Source organism: Rhizomicrobium electricum (assembly GCF_011762045.1).
In the GTDB taxonomy this organism is placed as follows: domain Bacteria; phylum Pseudomonadota; class Alphaproteobacteria; order Micropepsales; family Micropepsaceae; genus Rhizomicrobium; species Rhizomicrobium electricum.
In genome coordinates this window covers 167,062-188,079 of the sequence record NZ_JAASQS010000010.1, presented here as the reverse complement: position 1 = coordinate 188,079, position 21,018 = coordinate 167,062, and the positions used below count along the sequence as shown (strand labels likewise).

Genomic DNA, 21,018 nt, shown 5'->3' with positions numbered 1-21,018 from the left:
TTCCGCGACCTCAGCGGCCCCCCCTCTTGAGGTCCGGGCACGGCGCCACGGCTTCTGTCTTGCAGAAATCGGGCGCCGTGTTGTTTTTCCAGTAGGTCACAAGTCCGAGCCGTTCGGCCAGCGGCAGGAAGCGCGGGTCGCGCCGCAGCGCCGCGGTGGTCGAGCGCAGCAGCACTGCCATATCGGGACGGCTATAGCGGCCCGCCAGCCGGTCGGCGCGATAGCTCTGGTCCGCCACGGCGAAGGCGGTATCGACGTCGCCGAAATACGTCAGAAGCTCGATCGTCGTCTTGTCGTCGAAATGTTTTTGCGCAACGGCGGCGAGAAGGCGCTCGCGCGCCACGGCGCGGGATTGCGGCGTCTTATGCGCCACGGCGTCGATGGCGGCTTCGGCGGCGGCGTAGAAGTCCGGTTCGAGCTGCGGCGCGACATGGGGGCCTTCGGCGAGCAGCTTCCGCGCTTCGGCGGGATCGTCGACCACCGCAATGCCGACGCGAGCGCCCCATACGCTCGGATTGTCCGGCCACAGTTTGGCGGCGTGCTGGATGGTCTGGCGCGCCTGGGCGATGTTGCCGGAGATGAGCAGGGCGGCGGCATAGCCCGCGTTCTTGCGCGGCGACAATGGATCGAGCAGCGCGGCGCGTTCGTACAGCGGCAGGGCTTCGGCGTTCCGCCCGACGTCCTGGAGCAGCGCCGCCAGGCTCGAATTGAGCGTCGGTTCGTCGGGCTGGACTTCGAGGCCTTTGCGAAGTTGCCGTTCCTGTTCGGCATAATCGCGCGGCGGCGCCAGCGCCGCCAGGGCGAGATAGGCTTCGCCGTTGTGCGGATCGAATTCGAGCGCCTTCTTCGCTTCGCGTTCGGCGTCGCTGCGCAGGCCCGTGATTTCGGTCGGCGGGGAGAATTGGATCAATGCGGCCGACGACCACGCCAGTCCGGATCGTCCCAGGCTGAAATCGGGCGCATGCGCCACCACGATGCGCATCTGGTCGCGCCGGAGCGAGGTCGCGGTGCGTCCGCCTTCGCGGCCGTATTCCTTGGCTTTTATGAATGCAGCGACCGCGCCATCGTCGCGCAGCACCGCCGCCTGCAAGGCGGCTTTGATGACGTCGACCACGCGCGCCGCCACCTGGCTTTGCAGTCCGGCCGGGTCGGAACTGGTCTCGGCCGGCTCGAAGGTCGCAGTCCACAATGTAGCGTGGCTGGAGGCGCGATCGAGATGGACCACCACGCGCAGGCCTTGGCGCGTGTGCTGCACGGTGCCGTCGAGGATGAAGTCGGCGCCGAGCTTGCGCGCGGCGTCGTCGCGTCCGGGGCCGCGCAGATTGGCGATCTCGCTCTGCGCCACCGCCTGGACCTGGTTTTCGTTCAGGACGCCGACGATCTGTTCCGCGACGGCGGTGCCGAACACACGTGCATTGTCGCCGCCGCCGAGCGGTTGCAGCGGCAGCACCGCGACGCGATCGAGCGGCTCGGGATGGCTGAGCCATAGATTGGCCGACGTCACCGCTACGATGACCAGAACGGCGAGGCTCAGCGCCCACCAGTTTTGCCACCAGCGTTTCTTCGCCGCGGGTTTCGGCGGGAGAGGATTCGGCTCGGGCTTCGCCGCGACCGTAATCGCATCCGGAGCGCCGACCTCCTTCAGCCGGTAGCCGACGCGCGGAATGGTTTCGATGATGAAGCCGCCTTCGGCTTCGGCCAGCCGCCGCAGCCGCCCGATGCAGCGGTTGATGGCGTCGTCGCCGACGCTGCGGCCGTCCCAGCACTGGGTGATGAGGTCTTCGCGGCTGACCACTTCGCCGCGGCGAAATGCGAGCGCCACCAGCACCTGCATGATGCGCGGCTCGAGCGTGTCGCGGCGGTCGCCGTTCGCGACTTCCAGCGTCGGCGGATTGACCTTGAGTGCACCCAGCGCGAACGCCGGTGCCCTGGCCAAATCGATGGTGTCCTCTGCCGCCGCCACGTTGAAACCGCTTCGCACCCGCTATTGGTGCGTCCTTCCCGCGTGAGTGATAGCGCAACGGGTTGCCCGCGTCAGCCGATCAGAAATCGACAGCACTCGCTACGCTTGTCGCAGGACAGTGCAGCGGCTTTGTGTCCGGCTTGCGGCAGCCCAAGCCTGGTTCATCCGTCCAACCGCGGCGACCGTGGCCGCCCTCGTCAGCCAGCCGTCAGCGTCACAAAATGCGATCCCGCCAGCGACGATTGCCCGCCCAGGCCCCGTCAGGATCAGTACCGGCGTTAGGGCTGTGTCGAACGCGTGATGAATGCGTCTCGGTCCCCAATTGACGACGTCGTAACCGAGGCCGGCAATGCAATCGGCGAGGATCCAAACGCCGCCAGGGGCCATACTTTGGATATCGTCGCGTGCCGCAACGAGCCAACAATCAGCAAGAGTTCATTCCTCACCGCCCTCGAACATGGTCGTGATATCGCGGGCGCTGTGCACGACGCGCACGATGAAGACGATCTTGGGAAGCGGTTTGTAGTAGATGGCATAGCGCCGGTGAAACACGACGCGCAATCCAGGCAACAGATGGTCGCGCGGTGCGCCGGCATTTGGGAACTTGCGGAGTGGTTCGAAATGCTTCTGCAGCGCCCAGATGAAATTATCGGCAACGTCCGTCGAGCCCTCGGCGACGATGGTGTCCCATATGCTGTCGAGGTCGCGTTCGGCGGCGTCGGTCAGGCTTATTTCGAGCGGCTCCGTAATCGTTGTTGCCCCCGCTTGATGATGTCCTCGGTATCGAACGGCTTCGTCCGTCCCGCCGCAATATCGTCCAGCCCCTTCTGGAGGTCCGCTCGGAGCGCTGCCAGTTCCTGCATCTGGATCGCGCGCTTCATCTTCCACTCGCGCAGCGCTTCGCGGATCACTTCGCTGGACGAGGCATAATCTCCCCCGTCGACAGCTTCCTTGACGGTCGCAGCCATTTCGGCAGGCAGGGTAATGGTCAGGCGTTCGATTTCGGACATGACGTAAAACAACGCGCTCATACGGCTCTCCTTCTGGTCGATGGTTCTCATCAGCCAGCGGAGATCGCCAACACAGAAGTCATACTAAATCATACTTTGTAAGCACGCAATCCCAAACAAAAACCCCCGAAGTTGCCTCCGGGGGTTCTCGCATTCATTGAGCTTTGGACAACCCGGCTTCGCCAAGGGGCTACGCCGCGGTGATCCTTCGTGGGGCGCGCTGGATCAGAAGTCCATGTCGCCCATGCCGCCGCCGCCGGGCATGGCCGGAGCAGCAGATTCCTTCTTCGGACGATCGGCGATCATCGCTTCGGTGGTGACCAGCAGCGCCGCAACCGAGGCCGCGTTCTGGATCGCGATGCGCACGACCTTGGTCGGGTCGACGATGCCGGCGTCGATCAGATCGACATACTCTTCCGACTGGGCATTGAAGCCGAAGTTGGAGTTCTTCTGGTCGAGCAGCTTGCCGACGACGATCGAGGCTTCGACGCCCGCGTTCTCGGCGATCTGACGGATCGGGGCCTGGATCGCCTTCTTCACGATGGCAATGCCGACGTTCTGGTCGTCATTGTCGCCGGTGACGTTGGCAAGGGCCTTGGTCGCATAGAGAAGCGCGGTGCCGCCGCCGGGGACGATGCCTTCTTCAACCGCGGCCTTGGTCGCGTTGAGGGCGTCATCGACGCGGTCCTTCTTCTCTTTCACTTCTACTTCGGTGGCGCCGCCGACGCGGATGACGGCCACGCCGCCAGCCAGCTTCGCCAGACGTTCCTGCAGCTTCTCCTTGTCGTAGTCCGACGTGGTCTCTTCGATCTGCTGCTTGATCTGCGCGACGCGGGCCTGGATGTCCTTCTTGCCGCCCGAGCCGTCGATGATCGTGGTGTCGTCTTTCGTGATGCGGACCTTCTTCGCCGTGCCCAGCATGTTCAGCTTGACGTTCTCAAGCTTGATGCCGAGGTCTTCGGAGATCACCTGACCGTTAGTGACGATCGCGATGTCTTCCAGCATGGCCTTGCGGCGGTCGCCGAAGCCCGGAGCCTTCACGGCCGCAACCTTGAGGCCGCCGCGCAGCTTGTTGACGACCAGGGTCGCCAGCGCTTCGCCTTCGACTTCTTCCGCGATGATGAGGAGCGGACGGCCCGACTGCACGATGGCTTCGAGAACCGGCAAGAGGTCCTTCAGCGAACCCAGCTTCTTCTCGTGGATGAGGATGTACGGCTCTTCGAGCTCGGCCACCATCTTCTCGGCATTGGTCACGAAGTACGGGCTGATGTAGCCGCGGTCGAACTGCATGCCTTCGACGACTTCGAGTTCGGTGTCGAGCGACTTGGCTTCTTCAACCGTGATCACGCCTTCGTTGCCGACCTTGGCCATGGCTTCGGCGATCATCTTGCCGACGGCGCTGTCGCCGTTGGCGGAAATGGTGCCGACCTGGGCGATCTCGTCGTTCGACTTGATCTTCTTGGAGCGCTTCTTGAGGTCCGCGGTGACCGCTTCGACGGCCTTTTCGATGCCGCGCTTGAGGTCCATCGGGTTCATGCCGGCGGCGACGCTCTTGGCGCCTTCGCGCACGATGGCGCGGGCCAGCACGGTGGCGGTGGTGGTGCCGTCGCCGGCCGCGTCATTGGTCTTGGAGGCGACTTCGCGCACCATCTGGGCGCCCATGTTCTCGAACTTGTCGGCAAGCTCGACTTCCTTCGCGACCGTCACGCCGTCCTTGGTGGTACGGGGAGCGCCGAAGCTCTTGTCGATCACGACATTGCGGCCCTTGGGGCCGAGGGTCACTTGCACCGCGTCGGCGAGGATATCGACGCCGCGAAGCATCTTCTCGCGGGCATCGGCGCCGAACTTTACGTCTTTAGCAGCCATTGTTGTGTTCTCCAGAATTCTGTGGGGAATGCGATGCGAACGGCGGTCGGGTTTCCCCATTCGCTATTCGCCCGTCGCAAACTTATTTCTTCTTCTTCTCGACGATGCCCATGATGTCGGACTCCTTCATGATGAGGAGTTCGTCGCCATCGATCTTGACTTCGGTGCCGCTCCACTTGCCGAACAGCACGATGTCGCCGGCCTTCACTTCGGGCGCGACGCGCTTGCCATTGTCATCCAAGGCGCCGGGGCCGACGGCGATGACTTCGCCTTCCTGCGGCTTCTCTTGGGCGGTATCGGGAATGATGATGCCGCCGGCGGTCTTCTGGTCCTCTTTGACGCGGCGCACGACCACGCGGTCGCCTAACGGACGGAATGCCATCGGGATTGCCTCCTAAAATTGAGCTAGTTCAAGTACTTGGTAAACTCTAGGGCCTTGCGGGCCGAACGTGGCAGCACTCTCACCTGGGGAGTGCCAACCGCTGGGCGGGGATATAGGCGCGAGTCCCGATTTCGTCAAGAAAAAGGACGGTTTGTCGCAGATTGGGGCGGAGGGCCGGGAGGGTCTATCCTTCCCTTTGTGGTGGCGGCGAGCCAGGGAGGGGGGAGTGCTGTTTCCAACAGCCGGTAAAGCCAAGATCGGCAAGAATTTTTCCTGGCCCATAGGTGCGGAAGTCATTTCCTCGGCGCTGGCCGATGTCCCTCAGGCCGCGTTCATTCGGATCGAATTCCACGAACCGGAACAACACTACAGCCCCGAAACGCGCCCCCGATCGTGATGAGCGCGCGATACTATTACAAAGCCAATTCGGTTTTCTTCGCGCGCCGGCCGGAGATCCCCAGGCCTTCCACGCCAACATGGACCGTCGAGGTTTGGGCCAATTACAGGACCTTCAAGGTCCGCATCCGGGAATTGCTCGTGGAGCAGGGGCTCCCGAATGTGATCAAACCCTGGTTGGTGCAAAACCACGGCGAGCCAGGACGCGAGGGAGAGGCTTTGGCTCGCCTCTATTTCGACCCCGCAAACGATGCACTCTTGTCCAAGACGTGGGGTGCGATTGAACCGGCATCCTCCCGCTAAACACAGAGGCGATCCGCTTCGTTAAGTTCATCGCCCATCGCAACCTTCGCGCCGACATCGCCGTTCGCTCCTAGTTGCGAATCTGGCTGGTGCCCGGCAGGGTGCTCGTTCCCGTGAAGGGGTTGAAGCGCATCTGCAGGAGTGCGACCCAGGCCAAGGCGGCGAGATGCGGCGTATGATAATACTCGCGCGGTTTCGTCGGGTCCGTCTGAAGCTGGAAACCCGTCGGCAGGCTTGGACCGTCCGAGGCGTAATAGGAGCCGTCGGCGGTGCGATTGCGTGCGATCACGCTCGCCAAAGCGGTTTGATCGTCAGTCGGTTGGCTCAGCCCCATCAGGAGGCCCGCCTGGGCAGTGCCCTCCGTCCAGATGCCGGTTCCGGCTTCGCTGTAGGCAAATCCGTCGCCATGCCGGAGCCTTTCTTGCGCCGTCGCCAGCGCGCCGGGAAAGCGCGTGGCTCCATCCGGGATCGCCAACAGCGGCCATAGCTGCGCATCGAGCGCCAGAATGCGATTGCGCGTGTGGCCGTCGTCTCCGGTGCCGACGGCGAAGCAATGGCACTTGCTGTTCCACATGGCAGCGACAAAAGCCGCCGCCTTTTTCGAAAGAACGGCCCAGTGCTTGTCGCCGCTGTCGCGGGCCAGCCGTCCGAACGCCGCTGCCAAATCGGTATTATGCTCGGTCGATTTCCAGCGATTGGGTTCAGGTTCCGGCTCGTGGCCGAAGGTTCCGCCTTCATAGCCGCGCGGCCGGACATCGGACCAGGCGTTTTCGACGTACCGGCCGATCCGCTCGGCGCCCGACAAATACGCAGGCTCGCGATCCTGTTCGTACAAGGTCAGCAACGCGAGCATGGCCCACGCCATGTTTCCCGTATCGCTGCCGACTTGATAGCGATCTTCGACCCATTTGTTCTGCGCGGGCTCCCACCAGCCGGGAAGGGGCAGCGGGTGGTGTTTCACCGGGCCTGTGAGATAGGCGTTTCTGATCCGGCCATCGGTCCAATAGCGGTCGTGGTCGAGGGCCAGGAGTATGGCCTCGCCGATGCGCGCCGCTTGGTTGGGGCGCCCGCATCCCGTCAAGGCGATGATCGCAACGGCATTGTCATAAAGAAACGCCGTATCGTGCAGGGGGCCGTCGCGCGCTTCGGGAAAGCTGGTGAGAAAAAGCGGACCGGGTTCGCGCAGTTCCGGGCTGTTGATGAGGGTCAGGCACGCCGAGACATCGCTCGCGCAACCCGGAGCACAGAGCGCGATCGCTACACCGATGGCCGCCAACACGCGTCGCAATGCGATCCCCTTTCAGGATGGCGCCACCACAGTCCCGGATTTTCGGCCGGAATGCGAACCGCGCGTTACGGCGTGATCCCGGCTTTACACGAAACGGCAAGTCGGGAGACAGAACGTGGCCATGATTAACGCCGCAAATGGATTTTCTTCGCGTCGTCCCGTCACAAATTTCTTTGCGACCGCGAGGCAGACGCGCCGCGTAAATCGGTGCGTGATGAGCAAGTAATTGGCAGAACAAACAAAATGCCGTTCTGTCGCAGCCGGAAAAACTCCCTTGAAGAATGCGGGGAGTTTCCCCATCTAAGCTAAATCCCAACAATTATAGCCGGACGGATGCAGTTGTTACGACCGCATCGCTTTCGGCGCTTTGCTGGCGATATTCGGGCTCGTCGCGGTGGCTTTGGCGATATCGGCGTCGCCGCCTTTGTCGCCGAGTTTCTTGCGGGTTACGCCGCGCTCGTAGAGGAGCAGCGGATCGTTCGGGTAAAGCTGCAGCAATTCCTCGAAGTCCGCCAGCGCATCGCGGTATTTGGCTTGGCGGAAATAGATGAGGCCGCGGGCGCGCAACAGCGACGGATCGTTGTCCCTGAGCTGCAATGCGCGCGAGCACTGGTAGGCAGCGTCGGCCAGCCGGTCGGTATGGCTGAGCGCGACGCACAGGTTCGGCAGAACGGCGGAATCCGGAATGCCTTGTTTGATCGCCCGTTCGAACGCCGCGACGGCGGTGTCGTAGTCTTTGAGATCGAGCGCCCGTCCGCCATCCATCAGCGAGCGGACCATCGGCGGAACGTCCTTGGCGGCGATTTCCTTTTTGGCCGTGAGGCCGAACGGCCGCCACAAGCCGCCGGGCTGTTCCAGCTTGGGGTCAATCTGGGCCGCTTTGGCGACGTCGCGGTTGCCGCCGAAATGATCGCCCAGCGCATGGCGTATCTGGGCGCGCAACAGATAAAGGCGCGAGGCGTTCGGTGTCAGCGCCAGGGCCTTGTTACAGTCGGCCAGTGCCAGTTCGTCGTTTTTGGCATCGTGATAGGCGGCGCAGCGGCCGGAATAGGCATCGGCGTTTTGGCTGTCTTTGGCGATGACGTCACCGAACGCGGCGGCGGCGCGGTCCGGCTTGTGCGTGAACGACAACAGATAGGCGCGGTGCAGCATGTACTCCGTGTTCTCGGGATCGAGTTCCACGGCCCGCTCGTAATCGGGCAGCGCCAGCTCGTATTTGTTTTGCCTCGCATAGTCCCGGCCGCGATTGGCTCTGACCACGGCGTTGTTGTCGTTGGCGGCGATCAGCGTGGTGTAGTCGGCGATGGCGCGATCGGCTTGGTCCGACACGTCATAGGAGTAGCCACGGTCGAACAAGGCCGCGGCGTTGTCGGGTTCGATCGCCAGCGCGGCGGTGAAATCGGCAATCGCCTTGGCGTGATCGCCGGCTTTTTCGAAGGCTTCGCCGCGTTCGACCAGCGCTGCGGCGCCCTCCGGCTTGGCCGCCGACGCGTCCTTGTAGCTTTGCGCCGAGCGGATGATTGCGAAAGTCTGATCGAACTTCTTGGCGATCTGTTTCAACGCTTCGGCGGTTTGTTTGCGCACCGGGCCGCGGCAGATCGGCTGGTCGATCTTGCTGACAAATTCACGATGGACGGTGAGCGCGCCCGCGGTTTCGCTCCAGTGCGCCGTGAAGGTGAGATTGGGCGTGGTGACGGTCTCGTCCTTGGGCAGGAAGCGGACCGTGTAGCCCGCCGGCAGTTCGAGCGTGAGGTCTTCGTCGGCTTTGGCGGGGATGCAGACCGTCGGTTCGTCGGCAATGTCGTCGCCGCCGTAGAGCGGGCCCATGATGCCGTCGCCGGTCACCGGCAGAAGTCTGAGGCCGCCGGGCATGATGGTGGATTCGCCTTTGAGGACGTCTTCCCAGCCTTTGGCCGAGTACTCGCCGCGGATGGTGTAGCTGTCGCCGAGTTCGGTCAGCGGGCCGGCGATGAGTTTGCCTTTGCCGTCCTTGAAGCCGCGCGCGCCCATCTGCAGCTCGCCCGCCTTTTCCGGGCCGATCGCCTGCACGGCGTAGCCGATATAGCGCAGCGCGATGGCATACGGGCCGGTCGCGGTGGTCGTGGTGGTGCCGCTGAGGGTGCCGTCGGCGGCGATTTTCTGCACGGTGGCTTGATGGATGGTGATGGCGCCCGGCTTCGGCATCGGCAGCGTCACCAGGCCGGCGCCCTTGGCCACGGCGAGAACCGCCGGCTTGCCGTATTCGGTCTGCGGCAGCACGCCGAACGGCGCGACCGGCACGCTGGCATCGAGATAGACCCCGAACTCGGGCAGGTAGGTGATGATATGATTGAGCTGGGCGAAACTCGGCGCGTCGGTCAGCGCGTAATCGTTGGTGCCGTTGATGAGGACGCCTTGCGCCTCGATGCCTTTGGCTTTGAGGAGCGCCCTGAGCAGGACTTCGTGGTCCTTGCAGTCGCCGTAGCCGCGGGCGAGAACGGTATCGGCGTCGTGCGGCACGAACGAGCCCTGGCCGAGTTCGATGGCGACATAGCGGATGTTCTTGGCCACCCACTCGTAGGTCAGCCGCGCCTGTTCGCGCCGGTCGGTCGTGCCTTTGGTGATCTGCTCGGCCAGCGTCCGGATTTTGTCGGTCACCGCCGCCTTGGGCTCGCTTTGCGCGGCATAGGCGCGGCCGAGATCGCCGTAGTCCTTGAAGCTCGACACGAAGAAGCGCGGTTCGCGGTCGAGCGGCGACACCAGCGCCGTCTTGGCCTTCTTGTCGGAGGCCGCGGAGCGGTGCCAGCGATAGATGATCGTGTCGCCGCTGGTTTCCTTGCTGAACTGAAGATCGTGGGTCTCCACTTTCAGCGGCAGCGATTTCGGCGCCCGGATCGTGACCTCGGCGTTCTTGAAGGCGACGCTGCGCGGGAAATATTTGCCGAACTGAAAGGCGCCCGCGAACATCGGCTTGGGATTGTTGGTGCGGACCGTATAGACCGCGGTATCGCCGGCGGAGAATTGCGGGAACAAGAGCACTTTGACCCGGAAGCTCGTCACCGCCAGCGTGTTATCGGCGGGCACCTGCTCGTAGATCGTGCTGACGTCGATCGGGATCTTGGTGCCGTCCTTCTTCAGCGTATGGGCTTCGAGAATTTCGGCGTTCTGCGTTTCGGAATCGTAGAACACGCTGATGCGCGAGGCCTGCATCGCGCCGGCTTCGTTGGTGGCGCGCAGTTCGGCATGATTGGTGACGCTGAAACTGCCGTCCGGGGCGACCGTCACGTCGTCGCTCGAGGCTTCCATGGTGGTGGCGTCGGGGTCTTCGGACGCCGCGCCGCTCACACCGGCGCAAACCAAAAGCATGGCTACCGCCGCACTACGCCACGTACCCATCGAACGCCCCCCGGAACAAGTCCGGGGCAATCCTATGCTCCGCCGCGGACAAAGAAAGTTGTGTCCGGGGCGTGCGCGCATTTGCCTGCCGGAATTTTTCCCGGCGTGGCGCCGCGGCACTCAGTTAAGCCTCTGGGGACGCAGGGGAAGCCGTCAGGCGCCCTGGAAACTCTCCAGCACGTTGACCACCAGCTCGCCGAGGGCGTCGAAGCAATAGCCGCCTTCCATGACGAAGAGGACCGGCTTGTGCAGGTCGGCGAGCGCCGCGCCCATGCGCTGGTAATCGGCCGCCTTGAGCCGGAAGCCGGCGATGGGGTCCTCGAAATAGGTGTCGAGGCCGAGACTGACGATCACCACGTCCGGCCCCATATGTTTGATGGCGCCGATGGCGAATTTCAGCGCCTCTTCGTAGCGCGTCCAGTCGGTGCCGTTCGGCAGCGGCAGATTGAGATTGTAGCCCTCGCCGTCGCCTTCGCCGCGTTCGTCGGCGAACCCGATGTAATGGGGGTAGGCGAAATTGGGGTCGGCATGGATCGAGCAGAAGAACACGTCGGCGCGCTTGTAGAAGATCGACTGGGTGCCGTTGCCGTGGTGATAGTCGACATCGAGGATCGCCGGCTTGATCCCTGCCTTCACCAGCCACTCGGCCGCGATCGCGGCATTGTTGAGGTAGCAGAAGCCGCCGAAAACATCGAACGCGGCGTGATGGCCGGGCGGGCGCGTCAGGGCGAAGGCGCTTTTCTCGCCGTCCTTGATCGCCGCCGCCGCCGAGAGGGCGACGTTCACCGCTTCGCGCGCGGCAGCCCAGGTGCCGCTGGCGATCGGCGCATCGCAGGAAAACGCATAACGGCCGAGCCGGGCCTCGATGTCGCCTTTGTGGCTGTCGGGCATGTTGTGGGCCGGCCAGGCCGAAGGAATGGCGACGGGAGCGCTCTTGCCATAGCGCTTCACCCATTCGTCCCAGGCTTCGGCCAAGAGATTCACGAGTTCCGGATCGTGCACGGCGAGGATGGTGTCGTCGGCGAACGGGGTCGGCGGCACGATCGGCCCGATGCGGCGCGACTGCAGCGCCACGCGCACCTTCTCGGCCCGGACCGGGATTTCCACGGCGGGCAGGAGATGTCCGCCTTCGAACTGTACTTTGGGATCATGGTCCAGATGGACGGGAGAATAGAAAGTTTTCATTCCAACTCGCGATCGCGCGGCGCACCGTTTGCCGGTCAGGAAAGGTATCGCGGCCGCCCACCCCCATCAAGCATTGCCGGGCAGAGTTTGCCGCGTGCCCGGAATCGGACCGCTGCGATCGTGTTTTCTCGCCCAAAATGCGCGGCGGCGGAACGGTTGCGGTATGGCACGGAGAATGCTTGCACGCGAGAAAAGCTCAACAGTGGGGGGAATGCGTGTCCATCAGTGCGCTCAATCCGGTGTTTTCGTCGGCGCTGTACGGGACTCACAAAAGCAAATCGGCCGAGACTTCGTCCGATCCAACCGCGATCAAGACCGACGGTTCGGCCGGCAGCGCGTCCGACACCGCTCTGACCGGCACCACCACGGCAGGTCTCAGTGCGGAAACGCAGGGCGCCATCACCTACGGCCTCAATGATCTGCCATGCATCAGCATGACCGAGATCCGGCAGCGGGCGATGGCCGCTTACGATAGCGACAACAACGGCACGATCGACGATCAGGAATGGCAGGCCTACACCGATATCGGCCGGAAGGCGGGCCTGGGTGACGCCAAGCCGCTCGACTTCCGCGTCTACGATCCGTCAGCCCAGTCGACGCAGGTTTTCACCGGCGGCCTCACCGTTTTGCCCTACGAGCCGGCATCGACCGACGCCAAGGCCTGATCAGTCGTCGATCTCGCGGTCGCTCTCATGCCAGTGCGTGAGGGCGCGGGCGTAACGCGGCATCACATCGCGCATCATCGATTGGCCTTCCGGCGGGCGGTCGACGCCGAAAACCGTTTTGGGGAAATCGAGCGTCTTCTGGATCGCCCAGATCTCGTCGTGCTGTTCGGGCGGCAGGATTTTCGCCGGGTCGCCCACCGCGATCCAGCCGAGCGGTACGACGGCGTCTTCGGGCAGGACGGTGCGCAAATGGACGATGGCGTTGATGCGCACTTCCGAGCGCGCCTTCAGTACCGCCTTGTTGAACACCGTGGCGCCGGTGGCGATGAAGACTTCGTCTTCCACCGTGCAGCCGGTGAGGTAGGCTCGCGGACCGACCAGGACATTGCTCCCGATGGTAAGCGGTGCGTTCTTCACGCCGTGCAATACCGCCGTATCCATCACGACGACGTTGCTGCCGATCCGGATCGGGCCGCTCTCGGCGGTCAGCACCGCACCGAAGCCTATCGCACAATTGTCACCGATGCTGACGTCGCCCACGATCGTAGCATTGGGTGCGATGTGGGCAGTGGCGGAAATGGTCGGGCGGAAGCCGCGGTGTTCGAGGATCATGAAAAGCTCCATAGGCGGCGGGTTTCATAGCACGTGCCCGGCAGCGGCGCGTTTCAATTGTGGCGGAGCTTGGGCGGATACCCGACGCAAACCTGACTGCCGCGTTCATGTCCGGTTCAGCCGGCGGGGACCAGAGTCGCGGCTAAAGGCGAATAAGGAGACCTCATATGAACAGGATCGCCAAAGCAGTTTTGGGAACGTTGATGCTGGCGGGAGCGGCCGTGGCCGTTGCGACGCCGGCGTCCGCCGAATGGTCGGTCGGCTTCTCGGTCGGGCCCACGTGGGTGCCGCCGCCGCGCCACTATTACGGTGCGGGCACGTGCAATCCGTACAGCCGGTATTACGACCCCTACTACTGCGACGACTACGAATACTATTACGGCCCGCCACTCTACTTCGGCGGCACTTGGTATGACCGTCCGTTGCGCAGCCGCTGGTATGGCGGCCATCGCGAGTTCTGGGTCCACGATCGCTGGTACCGGCATGACGGCTGGGATCGCGGCCGCTTCTATCGCCATTACGGCGATTGGGGTCACGACCGCCGGGGCGACTGGGGTCGCGGACGCGGTGATTGGGGCGGCGGACGCGGTGATTGGGATCGCGGCGACCGCGGTCATGGCGATTGGGGCCGTGGCGGCCGGGATCACGGTGGCTGGGGCGGCCATCACTGACCACACACAGCATTGAGCGCGACGGCGCATCATCTTGGGAGACCAGCTATGAAACGGTTTGGCAGGGTAGCGTTCAGTGCGATGCTTTTGGCGGGTGCGGCGGTCTTCGCATCCGCCCCGGCGCGAGCCGATGTCGGTATCGGTTTTTCGTTCGGGTATGACGACGGATACTTCGAGGATCCGTGCGACTACTACGACTATTACGACGTCGCTCCGCCGTGGGGTTTGCCGCCGGATTACTGCAACTACACCGTCTATTACGACCCGGTCTATTGGGGCGGTAACTGGTATCGCGGCCCGATCTATTACCGCTGGTACGGCGGCGAGCGCATGTACTGGCTGAACGGCGGCTGGCGCCGCGACGAGTGGCGCGGTTCGCGGCCGTATATCCGCTGGACCGATCGCGGCGGCTGGCACGGTCGCGGCGGTTGGGGCGATCGTTATGCCGGTCGCGGTGATCGCGGCTGGTCGGGCGGTGACCGGCGTTGGTCCGGTGGCGGCTACTATCGCCAGGATGGCGATCATCGCGGCTGGAGCGGCGGCGATCGCGGCTGGAATCGCGGCAACACCGGCTGGTCCGGCGGCGGCAGTCACAACTGGCAAGGTCACGGCGGCAATACGGGTTGGACCGGCGGTAATCGCGGTTGGACCGGTGGCGGCGGCAATACCGGCTGGACCGGCGGTGCCGGCGGAAACGGCAACACGGGCTGGTCGGGTGGTAACCGCGGCTGGACCGGCGGCGCCGGCGGTGGTGACCGCAGCGGCTTCAGCGGTGGACGCGGTGGCTTCGGCGGCGGCGACCGCGGCGGCTTTGGTGGTGGCCATGGTGGTGGCGGCGACCGCGGTGGTTTTAGTGGTGGTCACGGTGGCGGCGGTGGCGGCGGTGGTGACCGCGGCGGCTTTAGTGGCGGCCATGGTGGCGGTGGTGATCGCGGTGGACACGGTGGCGACTCTGGCGGCCATCATGATCGCCGTTGAGGTGCTAAACTCAGGTAATTGATTCAAGCCGAAAGGGGCTAGGCAATGAAGGTTTTATCGAAGGCGGCTGTCGCCATGGCGGCGGTGGCAGCGGTGGCGGCATTTGGTTCGCCGGCTTGGGCAGACAATTTCAATATCGGGTTTGGCAGCGGCGGCGTCACGTTCAGCTACGAGTCCGGCGGCTATTGCGACCGTTGGGGATGCCCCGACGGTTATTGGGATATGCCGATCTACGATTGTCCGGTCTATTGGCGCGGCAGCTGGTATCGCGGTCCGGTCTATTACCGGCGCATGCATGGACGTCTGTATTATTGGCTCCGCGGCGACTGGCGCCTGGATGAATGGCGCGGCATGCGTCCGCACGGCTATTGCGTCGACCGCTTCCGCGAACCGCTCGGTTTTCCGTGGTACGAGAACAACGGCTTCCGCATTCGCGATGACTGGCGCCGCCGTTGGCACCGCGAGCATGGCGATCGCGATTGGGATCGTCGCGGCCGCGGCGACTGGAACGATCGCGGTAACTGGAACGATCGCGGGAACGGCCGCGATGGTCGTTGGGATGGCCGGGACGGTCGTCACGACGGCAACTGGAACGGCAATAACAACGGCAATTGGAACAACGGCGACCGGGATGGTCATCGGGATGGCCGCGATGGCCGTCACGACGGACCCGGCAACTGGAACGGCAACAACAATAATAACGGCAACAACAACGGCAATTGGAATAACGGCGGCTGGCCGCAAAACGGCCAAGGCGGTAATCGCGGTGGCCAGGGCGGTCGCGGCGGCTTCCACCCCGGCAACCAAAGCGGTTTCGGCCCCACCGGTGGCAACAATCAGGGCGGTATGCAAGGCCCGACCGGCGGCAACAACCAGGGTGGTCCGACCGGTGGTAATCAACCCGGTCAGGGTCGTCCCGGCGGCTTCGGCGGATTCCATCCCGGTAGCCAGGGCGGCGTCACTCCGACCGGCGGCAACAACCAGGGCGGCATGCAAGGTCCGACGGGCGGTAATCAACCCGGTCAGGGTCGTCCCGGCGGCTTCGGCGGATTCCATCCCGGTGGCCAGGGCGGCGTCACTCCGACCGGCGGCAACAACCCAGGCGGCATGCAAGGTCCGACCGGCGGCAATCAGACCGGCCAAGGCGGTCGCGGCGGCTTCCATCCCGGTGGCCAGGGCGGCGTCACTCCGACTGGCGGCAACAACCAGGGTGGTGTCGCTCCGACCGGCGGCAGCAACCAAGGCGGCATGCAAGGTCCGGCCGGCGGTGGCCGTAACGGCACGCCGGGTGGCGGTAGAGGTGGAAACAATCAGGATGGCGGCGGCCGCGGCGCTGGCGATAACCGTGTCGGCGGCGACCATCCGCGAGGCACCCAGCCCAGCAACTGATCGAAACGCCATAGCTTGAACGAGGGCCCGGCAATGACGCGTCGGGCCCTCTTCTTTTACAGACACAATCGTTCCGTTTGAGCCCTCCGGCCGCAAGCGCGCGACGGAATGCAATACGCGGGGCACCGGAATGCGCGGATGTCGATTGATCGGCACTCCCGCACTGCTAGCCTTTGCGGCGAAGACTTCCGCTGAGGGACTTGAACATGCGCGTCGGTGTTCCAAAGGAAATCAAGAACCACGAATATCGCGTCGGCCTGACGCCGGCCGCCGTGCGCGAACTGACCGCGCGCGGACATGAGGTGTTTGTCGAGACCAAGGCGGGCGACGCCATCGATCTCACCGACGAATTGTACATGAAGGCCGGAGCCAAGATCCTGCCGGCCGCGGCCGAGGTATTCGACGTTGCCGACATGATCGTGAAGGTGAAGGAGCCGCAAGCGGTCGAGATCGCGATGCTGAAAAAGGGCCAGACCCTTTTCACCTATTTGCATCTGGCGCCCGATCCGGACCAGACCAAGGGACTGATCGCATCCGGCGCCGTCTGCATCGCCTATGAGACCGTCACCGATCCGCACGGCGGCCTGCCGCTGCTGGCGCCGATGAGCGAAGTGGCCGGACGCATGTCGATTCAGGCCGGCGCCCATTGTCTCGAGCGTGCCCAAGGCGGCCGCGGCCTGCTGCTCGGCGGTGTGCCGGGCGTTTCCGCGGCGAAGGTAGTGGTGCTCGGCGGCGGTGTGGTCGGCACCAATGCGGCGCGCATGGCGATGGGTCTCGAAGCCCATGTCATCGTGCTCGACGTCTCGCTAAAGCGGCTCAAGGAACTCGACGAGCAATTCGGCTCGCAGCTCCACACCCTTTATTCGACCATGGACACCATCGAGAGCGAGATCGTCACGGCCGATCTCGTGGTCGGCGGCGTGCTGTTGCCGGGTGCCGAAGCGCCCAAGCTGATCACCGAAAAGATGGTCCGCGAAATGAAAAAGGGCTCCGTCATCGTCGACGTCGCCATCGACCAGGGCGGTTGCGCCGAAACCAGCCATCCCACCACGCATGCCGATCCGACCTATATGGTGCACGATGTGGTGCATTACTGCGTCGCCAACATGCCGGGCGCCGTGGCGCGGACCTCGACCTTCGCACTCAACAACGCGACTCTGCCGTTCACTCTGGCGCTCGCTAATATGGGCGCCGACGCGGCGATGAAGGCCGATGCGCATCTACGCGCGGGCCTCAACGTGTACAAAGGCGCACTGACCTACAAAGCGGTCGCCGACGCGCAGCATCTGCCGTTCGAAAGCGCGGAAAAGGTGTTGGGACTCTGACGCACGATGGGAAGTGCGGGCTACATCCCGCACTTCTCGGCGTTTCTCCAGCACGCGAGTTTGGCCTGCAATTCCATGGTGCGCTGGCGGGTCAGCCGCGCCAGACAACCGGCATAAACCATCGGATGGATCGACCCGCCTTCGTTGTCGGCGGTCTCGTAAGTGCATTCGCGGTCGCGAAATTCGATCCAGGCACGTTGCGACGCCTTCAGTTTGGCCCGGAACCCGGCATCGTTGAGCGCCGCCATCAGCGTGCCGTACGCCGCATTCAGGCGGGCGTCGGCGGCCTGAAATTCCGCTTCGGCGCAGCGGTTCATGGCGTTCTGGCTCATGGCGTTGCGGCAGTCGATGTCGCCGGCCAGCGCCGGAACGGCGAGCGCAAGACTCGCGAGAGTTAGTACCAGTTTCATGTAAGTCCCCCGACCCGGCGCGCAGTTTACGCGAGCCGTCCGTTCGTCGCACGCATTTTCAGCCGGTGTGGCGCGACGGTGCTTGCCGCCTGACGGGAACAATTGCATCTTTTTGCCCGTCCGTTGGAATGGGGTCTCATGCAAAAGAAACTTTTGGCCGCGGTGGCGGTGCTGATGCTTGCGGGTTGTCAGTCGCCCCAAGCCGTGTCGCCGTCAGAGAGCCCCACGCCGTCCGCGCCGGTGCCGCCGCGGGCGCAGCAGCCGGCACTGCCGCCGATCCATTCGGCCGGGCCGCTGACCAAGGCGACGGTCGGGACTTACATGGATGCCCAGGAATCTGATCTGCGCAGTTATCTGCGCGGGCAGGGCGTGCTGGTGTCGCGGCGCGGCGACGGGCTGGCGGTCACGCTGCAGAGCGACAGGCTGTTCGATCACGGCGAGATCTCGGATTGGGGCGATGCCTTCCTGCGCGCGATGGTGCAGGTGCTCGGCCACTACGATCACACCCTCATCGAGGTGAACGGCTACAGCGATGCCGGGTCGAGCCCCGATGCGGCCGTGGCGGCATCGCAGAAGCGCGCCAAGCTCGTCGCCGACGGTCTCGTCCGTTACGGCATCGCGTCGGGCCGCCTTAGCGTCAACGGGCTCGGCGCCACCAACTTGCGCGTCGCCAATGCGGCGGATGCGAAGAACCGGCGGATCGAGATCAGGATCACGCCCAATCCGAAATAGCTGACGTTAGTACAGCGTACGAAATTCTTCAGTACCGATCTTGCGGGAACCCCGGATTGCGTGCTTCCTTCTTCAAAAGGGGGTGTGCACATGCCGTCATTCGTTTTTGCGCTGATTGCAGTGGTCGTTCTGAGTGTCGGAGCCGATGCTACCGCGATCGCGTCGGTGAAGAACGCGTTCTGGCGCGCCGACTTCGCTTGGTATGACGACGGCGTCACCAAATCGTCCGTGCTGCCCTCAGGGATCGAACTTCTTTGCAGCGGTACTGCGCACGGCGACGGCCTGGGCGGCTGCGGCGACAGCGCCTCGGCAACGGCGATCAGCGCGAACGGCGCCTGGAAAATGACGACCATCGATCGCACCGGCGGCCTCGTATTGCGCAACACCAGCGGCCACGCGTTCGGCGGTGTGTTCGCTTTCAAGTCGCGCTTTTCGTCGTTCTATCCGGCCGGTTCGGGCACCGGTGCCAGCGTCGATAACGGCGGACGCGAATCCGCCGATTACCTGACCGTCGTCGATGGGGCCGGCGGCTCCGATCTGCAGGGCTGCAACATGGTAAGCGGGCCCGGCCAAAGCGGCCGTCACGAATGCCGCCCGATGCCTCCGACGTTCCAGGAGAGCATTTTCACGCTCGGCCCGTCGGCGAGCGGAAGCGATCTTGCCGCCGACTGGCGGATCTACATCCAGGTAACCGCGAAGGGCGAGGCGGCCGATCCGGTACCCGAACCGCCCGCGCTCGCATTGTTCTTCGCCGGGGCCGCGGCTACGGCGTGTAGGCGTAAGGCCCGATCACCGTTCCGACAAATCCGCCAGCTTTCTTGGTCGAAAGCACCGTCGCGTCCGCGTCCTTGACGAGCGTCGTCAACGCGCCGTTCTGGCCGAAGGCGAAGTCGATCTTGTCGGATTTGACCGCGATCTGCAGCGTCAGCGCACCTTGCGGTGCCGGCGCGCAGCCAAGCGTCGCGCCCTGTTCCGGATCGGCCGCGCCGGCCCGTCGTGTCACGCAGACTTGCGACTTGCCGCCGTCGCGCACCACGCCGAGGAAGTAGAACGCGTTCGAGTTCTGGAACGCGACCAATCCCGCGCGCTCGCCGTCGATCTTGGGATCGAAGCGCATCGTGCTCGTCACCGTGGCGTTGGCGTGCTGCTGGCGTTTGGCGATGAAGGACGGATTGGCGGGTGCGCCGATCGCGACCGGCCGCGATTGGATGTTCAAGGCACCGCTTTCGACCTTGTACCAGCTTTCATGCGGTGTACGGATCATCACCCAATCGAGCCCGAGCGGCTTGTCGAATGTCTCTTCGGTGCCGAAATTGCCGGCGTGCGGCTGTGGCCCGCCTTCGTCCGGCAGGTTCGGACGCTTGGCCACGTAAGGCACCGGCGCGCCTTTCTTCAGGATGATCGGCCAGCCGTTCTTCCAGGTGACCGGCAGCATGAAGGTCTCGCGGCCGGTGTTGTAGAAATCGCCGCTATAGGGCCGGGTGCCGAGGAACACGGCATACCATTCGCCCTTCTGGGTTTGAACCATGTCGGCGTGACCGGTGGAGGTCACCGGGAATTCGCGTTGGCCCAGATCGCGCTGGGTGAGGATCGGATTGCCTTTGTACGGCACATACGGTCCCCACAGTTTCTTGGAGCGGAAGATCACTTCCGAGTGGTCCTCGGCGGTGCCGCCTTCGGCCGCCATCAGATAATACCAGCCCTTGATCTTGTAGAGATGCGGGCCTTCGATCCAGATCGGCTTCTTCGAGATATCGACGCCACCGTTGACCAGCACCTTGCGCGGGCCGACCATCTTCTTGGCGGCGATATCGTATTCCTGCATCCAGATGGCGCGGTGGCCGTTGTAGAGCGCCGGACCGTCCGGGCCGCCGTTATTGACGATGTAGGCCTTGTCCTTCTCGAAATAGATCGAGGGATCGATGCCTTCGAATCCGAGCACCACCGGGTCCGACCACGGACCGGCCGGGTCCTTCGCGGTGATGAGGAAATTCTCCTGATTGTCGGGCACGCAATCGACGCAGGTGTTGATGATGTAGTACGTGCCGTCGTGATAGTTGATCGCCGGTGCGAACAATCCGCGCGAGACTTCCAGCTTGCCGAAATCGGCCTGGCTGGGACGGTCTACGGCATTACCGATCTGGGTCCAGTGCACCATGTCCTTCGAGTGCCACACCGGCAGACCGGGGAAGTGGGTGAAACTCGAATTGACGAGGTAATAATCTTCGCCCACGCGCGTGATCGACGGATCGGGATAATAGCCCGGCGTGATCGGATTCAGATAGTCCTTCGGTCCGGCCTTCTTCGCGTCATAGACGGCATCATGTCCGGCGTAGGAAAAACTGTCGAAATGGGCGATCGCTGGAGCGGGCGGTGGGGGAGGCGGCGGAGGGGGCGGCGGCGGCGCAGCGCACGCGGCGAGCAAAAAAGTTGAGGTGATGCTGAGAACGGTTTTGCCCATAGCAGGC

General features: G+C 63.9%; 19 protein-coding genes. 8 read left to right on the top strand and 11 right to left on the bottom strand.

The genetic code is table 11. From position 1 onward, the window contains the following. Positions 1 to 10: 10 nt before the first annotated feature. From FHS84_RS19425 to groES, 5 genes are all read right to left on the bottom strand, one after another. Complete coding sequence (locus FHS84_RS19425) at positions 11 to 1,963, bottom strand: winged helix-turn-helix domain-containing protein (RefSeq protein ID WP_166937193.1); 1,953 nt, start codon at positions 1,961 to 1,963, stop codon at positions 11 to 13. Positions 1,964 to 2,398: 435 nt separating this feature from the next. Continuing rightward, positions 2,399 to 2,644, bottom strand: coding sequence for a type II toxin-antitoxin system RelE/ParE family toxin (locus tag FHS84_RS21970; RefSeq protein ID WP_341801847.1), 246 nt, complete (start codon positions 2,642 to 2,644; stop codon positions 2,399 to 2,401). Positions 2,645 to 2,691: 47 nt separating this feature from the next. Next, on the bottom strand, positions 2,692 to 2,973 hold the full coding sequence (locus tag FHS84_RS19415; protein WP_166937217.1) for a ribbon-helix-helix protein, CopG family: 282 nt from the start codon (positions 2,971 to 2,973) through the stop codon (positions 2,692 to 2,694). A gap of 225 nt (positions 2,974 to 3,198) precedes the next feature. After that, positions 3,199 to 4,839 carry a chaperonin GroEL gene (groL, locus tag FHS84_RS19410; protein ID WP_166937192.1) on the bottom strand — a complete coding sequence of 547 codons (1,641 nt, stop codon included), beginning with the start codon at positions 4,837 to 4,839 and terminating at the stop codon, positions 3,199 to 3,201. 82 nt (positions 4,840 to 4,921) lie between these two features. Then, positions 4,922 to 5,221 (bottom strand): co-chaperone GroES, encoded by a 300-nt coding sequence (gene groES / locus FHS84_RS19405; RefSeq protein ID WP_166937191.1) that lies wholly within the window; start codon positions 5,219 to 5,221, stop codon positions 4,922 to 4,924. A gap of 226 nt (positions 5,222 to 5,447) precedes the next feature. Between groES and FHS84_RS19400 the strand changes: the two genes are divergently transcribed. Then, complete coding sequence (locus FHS84_RS19400) at positions 5,448 to 5,618, top strand: hypothetical protein (protein ID WP_166937190.1); 171 nt, start codon at positions 5,448 to 5,450, stop codon at positions 5,616 to 5,618. A 372-nt stretch (positions 5,619 to 5,990) separates the two neighbouring features. Here FHS84_RS19400 and FHS84_RS19395 read toward each other — a convergent pair whose 3' ends face one another. The 3 genes from FHS84_RS19395 to FHS84_RS19385 form a co-directional block, all read right to left on the bottom strand. Then, positions 5,991 to 7,199, bottom strand: a complete 1,209-nt coding sequence (locus tag FHS84_RS19395; RefSeq protein ID WP_344470126.1) for a hypothetical protein — start codon at positions 7,197 to 7,199, stop codon at positions 5,991 to 5,993. Between the two features lie 351 nt (positions 7,200 to 7,550). Beyond that, on the bottom strand, positions 7,551 to 10,583 hold the full coding sequence (locus tag FHS84_RS19390) for a tetratricopeptide repeat protein (protein ID WP_166937189.1): 3,033 nt from the start codon (positions 10,581 to 10,583) through the stop codon (positions 7,551 to 7,553). Between the two features lie 153 nt (positions 10,584 to 10,736). Then, a complete protein-coding gene (locus tag FHS84_RS19385; RefSeq protein WP_166937188.1) occupies positions 10,737 to 11,768 on the bottom strand; it encodes a histone deacetylase family protein in 1,032 nt (343 codons plus the stop codon). 215 nt (positions 11,769 to 11,983) lie between these two features. On the opposite strand from FHS84_RS19385, the gene FHS84_RS19380 reads away from it, so the two are divergent. Further along, positions 11,984 to 12,433: a hypothetical protein gene (locus FHS84_RS19380; RefSeq protein ID WP_166937187.1), complete on the top strand. Its 450-nt coding sequence runs from the start codon at positions 11,984 to 11,986 to the stop codon at positions 12,431 to 12,433. Here the strand turns inward: FHS84_RS19380 and FHS84_RS19375 are convergent, their stop codons facing one another. After that, entirely contained in the window at positions 12,434 to 13,045 is a 612-nt protein-coding gene (locus FHS84_RS19375; protein WP_166937186.1) for a gamma carbonic anhydrase family protein, read from the bottom strand. A 167-nt stretch (positions 13,046 to 13,212) separates the two neighbouring features. On the opposite strand from FHS84_RS19375, the gene FHS84_RS19370 reads away from it, so the two are divergent. From FHS84_RS19370 to ald, 4 genes are all read left to right on the top strand, one after another. Beyond that, on the top strand, positions 13,213 to 13,716 hold the full coding sequence (locus tag FHS84_RS19370; protein WP_166937185.1) for a hypothetical protein: 504 nt from the start codon (positions 13,213 to 13,215) through the stop codon (positions 13,714 to 13,716). A 48-nt stretch (positions 13,717 to 13,764) separates the two neighbouring features. After that, complete coding sequence (locus FHS84_RS19365) at positions 13,765 to 14,694, top strand: hypothetical protein (protein ID WP_166937062.1); 930 nt, start codon at positions 13,765 to 13,767, stop codon at positions 14,692 to 14,694. A gap of 45 nt (positions 14,695 to 14,739) precedes the next feature. Beyond that, on the top strand, positions 14,740 to 16,083 hold the full coding sequence (locus FHS84_RS19360) for a hypothetical protein (RefSeq protein ID WP_166937184.1): 1,344 nt from the start codon (positions 14,740 to 14,742) through the stop codon (positions 16,081 to 16,083). A 206-nt stretch (positions 16,084 to 16,289) separates the two neighbouring features. After that, positions 16,290 to 17,408: an alanine dehydrogenase gene (ald, locus tag FHS84_RS19355; protein WP_166937183.1), complete on the top strand. Its 1,119-nt coding sequence runs from the start codon at positions 16,290 to 16,292 to the stop codon at positions 17,406 to 17,408. Positions 17,409 to 17,428: 20 nt separating this feature from the next. On the opposite strand, the gene FHS84_RS19350 is transcribed toward ald, so the two are convergent. Then, positions 17,429 to 17,818, bottom strand: a complete 390-nt coding sequence (locus FHS84_RS19350; RefSeq protein WP_166937182.1) for a lysozyme inhibitor LprI family protein — start codon at positions 17,816 to 17,818, stop codon at positions 17,429 to 17,431. 138 nt (positions 17,819 to 17,956) lie between these two features. Here FHS84_RS19350 and FHS84_RS19345 point away from each other — a divergent pair, with 138 nt between their 5' ends. Continuing rightward, the gene (locus tag FHS84_RS19345; RefSeq protein WP_166937215.1) at positions 17,957 to 18,550 is read left to right on the top strand and encodes an OmpA family protein; all 594 of its coding nucleotides are present in this window, start codon (positions 17,957 to 17,959) and stop codon (positions 18,548 to 18,550) included. A 90-nt stretch (positions 18,551 to 18,640) separates the two neighbouring features. Then, complete coding sequence (locus FHS84_RS19340; RefSeq protein ID WP_166937181.1) at positions 18,641 to 19,402, top strand: PEP-CTERM sorting domain-containing protein; 762 nt, start codon at positions 18,641 to 18,643, stop codon at positions 19,400 to 19,402. Here FHS84_RS19340 and FHS84_RS19335 read toward each other — a convergent pair. Next, positions 19,314 to 21,011: a glycoside hydrolase family 43 protein gene (locus FHS84_RS19335; RefSeq protein ID WP_166937180.1), complete on the bottom strand. Its 1,698-nt coding sequence runs from the start codon at positions 21,009 to 21,011 to the stop codon at positions 19,314 to 19,316. The two genes, FHS84_RS19340 and FHS84_RS19335, sit on opposite strands and share 89 nt — an antisense overlap. Between the last annotated feature and the right edge of the window lie 7 nt (positions 21,012 to 21,018).

Bases quoted from the DNA above. Each gene is read 5' to 3' on its own strand.
- FHS84_RS19415 (WP_166937217.1), bottom strand. From the start codon at position 2,973: ATGTCCGAAATCGAACGCCTGACCATTACCCTGCCTGCCGAAATGGCT.
- groL (WP_166937192.1), bottom strand. From the start codon at position 4,839: ATGGCTGCTAAAGACGTAAAGTTCGGCGCCGATGCCCGCGAGAAGATG.
- groES (WP_166937191.1), bottom strand. From the start codon at position 5,221: ATGGCATTCCGTCCGTTAGGCGACCGCGTGGTCGTGCGCCGCGTCAAA.
- FHS84_RS19390 (WP_166937189.1), bottom strand. From the start codon at position 10,583: ATGGGTACGTGGCGTAGTGCGGCGGTAGCCATGCTTTTGGTTTGCGCC.
- FHS84_RS19385 (WP_166937188.1), bottom strand. From the start codon at position 11,768: ATGAAAACTTTCTATTCTCCCGTCCATCTGGACCATGATCCCAAAGTA.
- FHS84_RS19375 (WP_166937186.1), bottom strand. From the start codon at position 13,045: ATGATCCTCGAACACCGCGGCTTCCGCCCGACCATTTCCGCCACTGCC.
- FHS84_RS19370 (WP_166937185.1), top strand. From the start codon at position 13,213: ATGAACAGGATCGCCAAAGCAGTTTTGGGAACGTTGATGCTGGCGGGA.
- FHS84_RS19365 (WP_166937062.1), top strand. From the start codon at position 13,765: ATGAAACGGTTTGGCAGGGTAGCGTTCAGTGCGATGCTTTTGGCGGGT.
- FHS84_RS19360 (WP_166937184.1), top strand. From the start codon at position 14,740: ATGAAGGTTTTATCGAAGGCGGCTGTCGCCATGGCGGCGGTGGCAGCG.
- ald (WP_166937183.1), top strand. From the start codon at position 16,290: ATGCGCGTCGGTGTTCCAAAGGAAATCAAGAACCACGAATATCGCGTC.
- FHS84_RS19350 (WP_166937182.1), bottom strand. From the start codon at position 17,818: ATGAAACTGGTACTAACTCTCGCGAGTCTTGCGCTCGCCGTTCCGGCG.
- FHS84_RS19345 (WP_166937215.1), top strand. From the start codon at position 17,957: ATGCAAAAGAAACTTTTGGCCGCGGTGGCGGTGCTGATGCTTGCGGGT.
- FHS84_RS19340 (WP_166937181.1), top strand. From the start codon at position 18,641: ATGCCGTCATTCGTTTTTGCGCTGATTGCAGTGGTCGTTCTGAGTGTC.
- FHS84_RS19335 (WP_166937180.1), bottom strand. From the start codon at position 21,011: ATGGGCAAAACCGTTCTCAGCATCACCTCAACTTTTTTGCTCGCCGCG.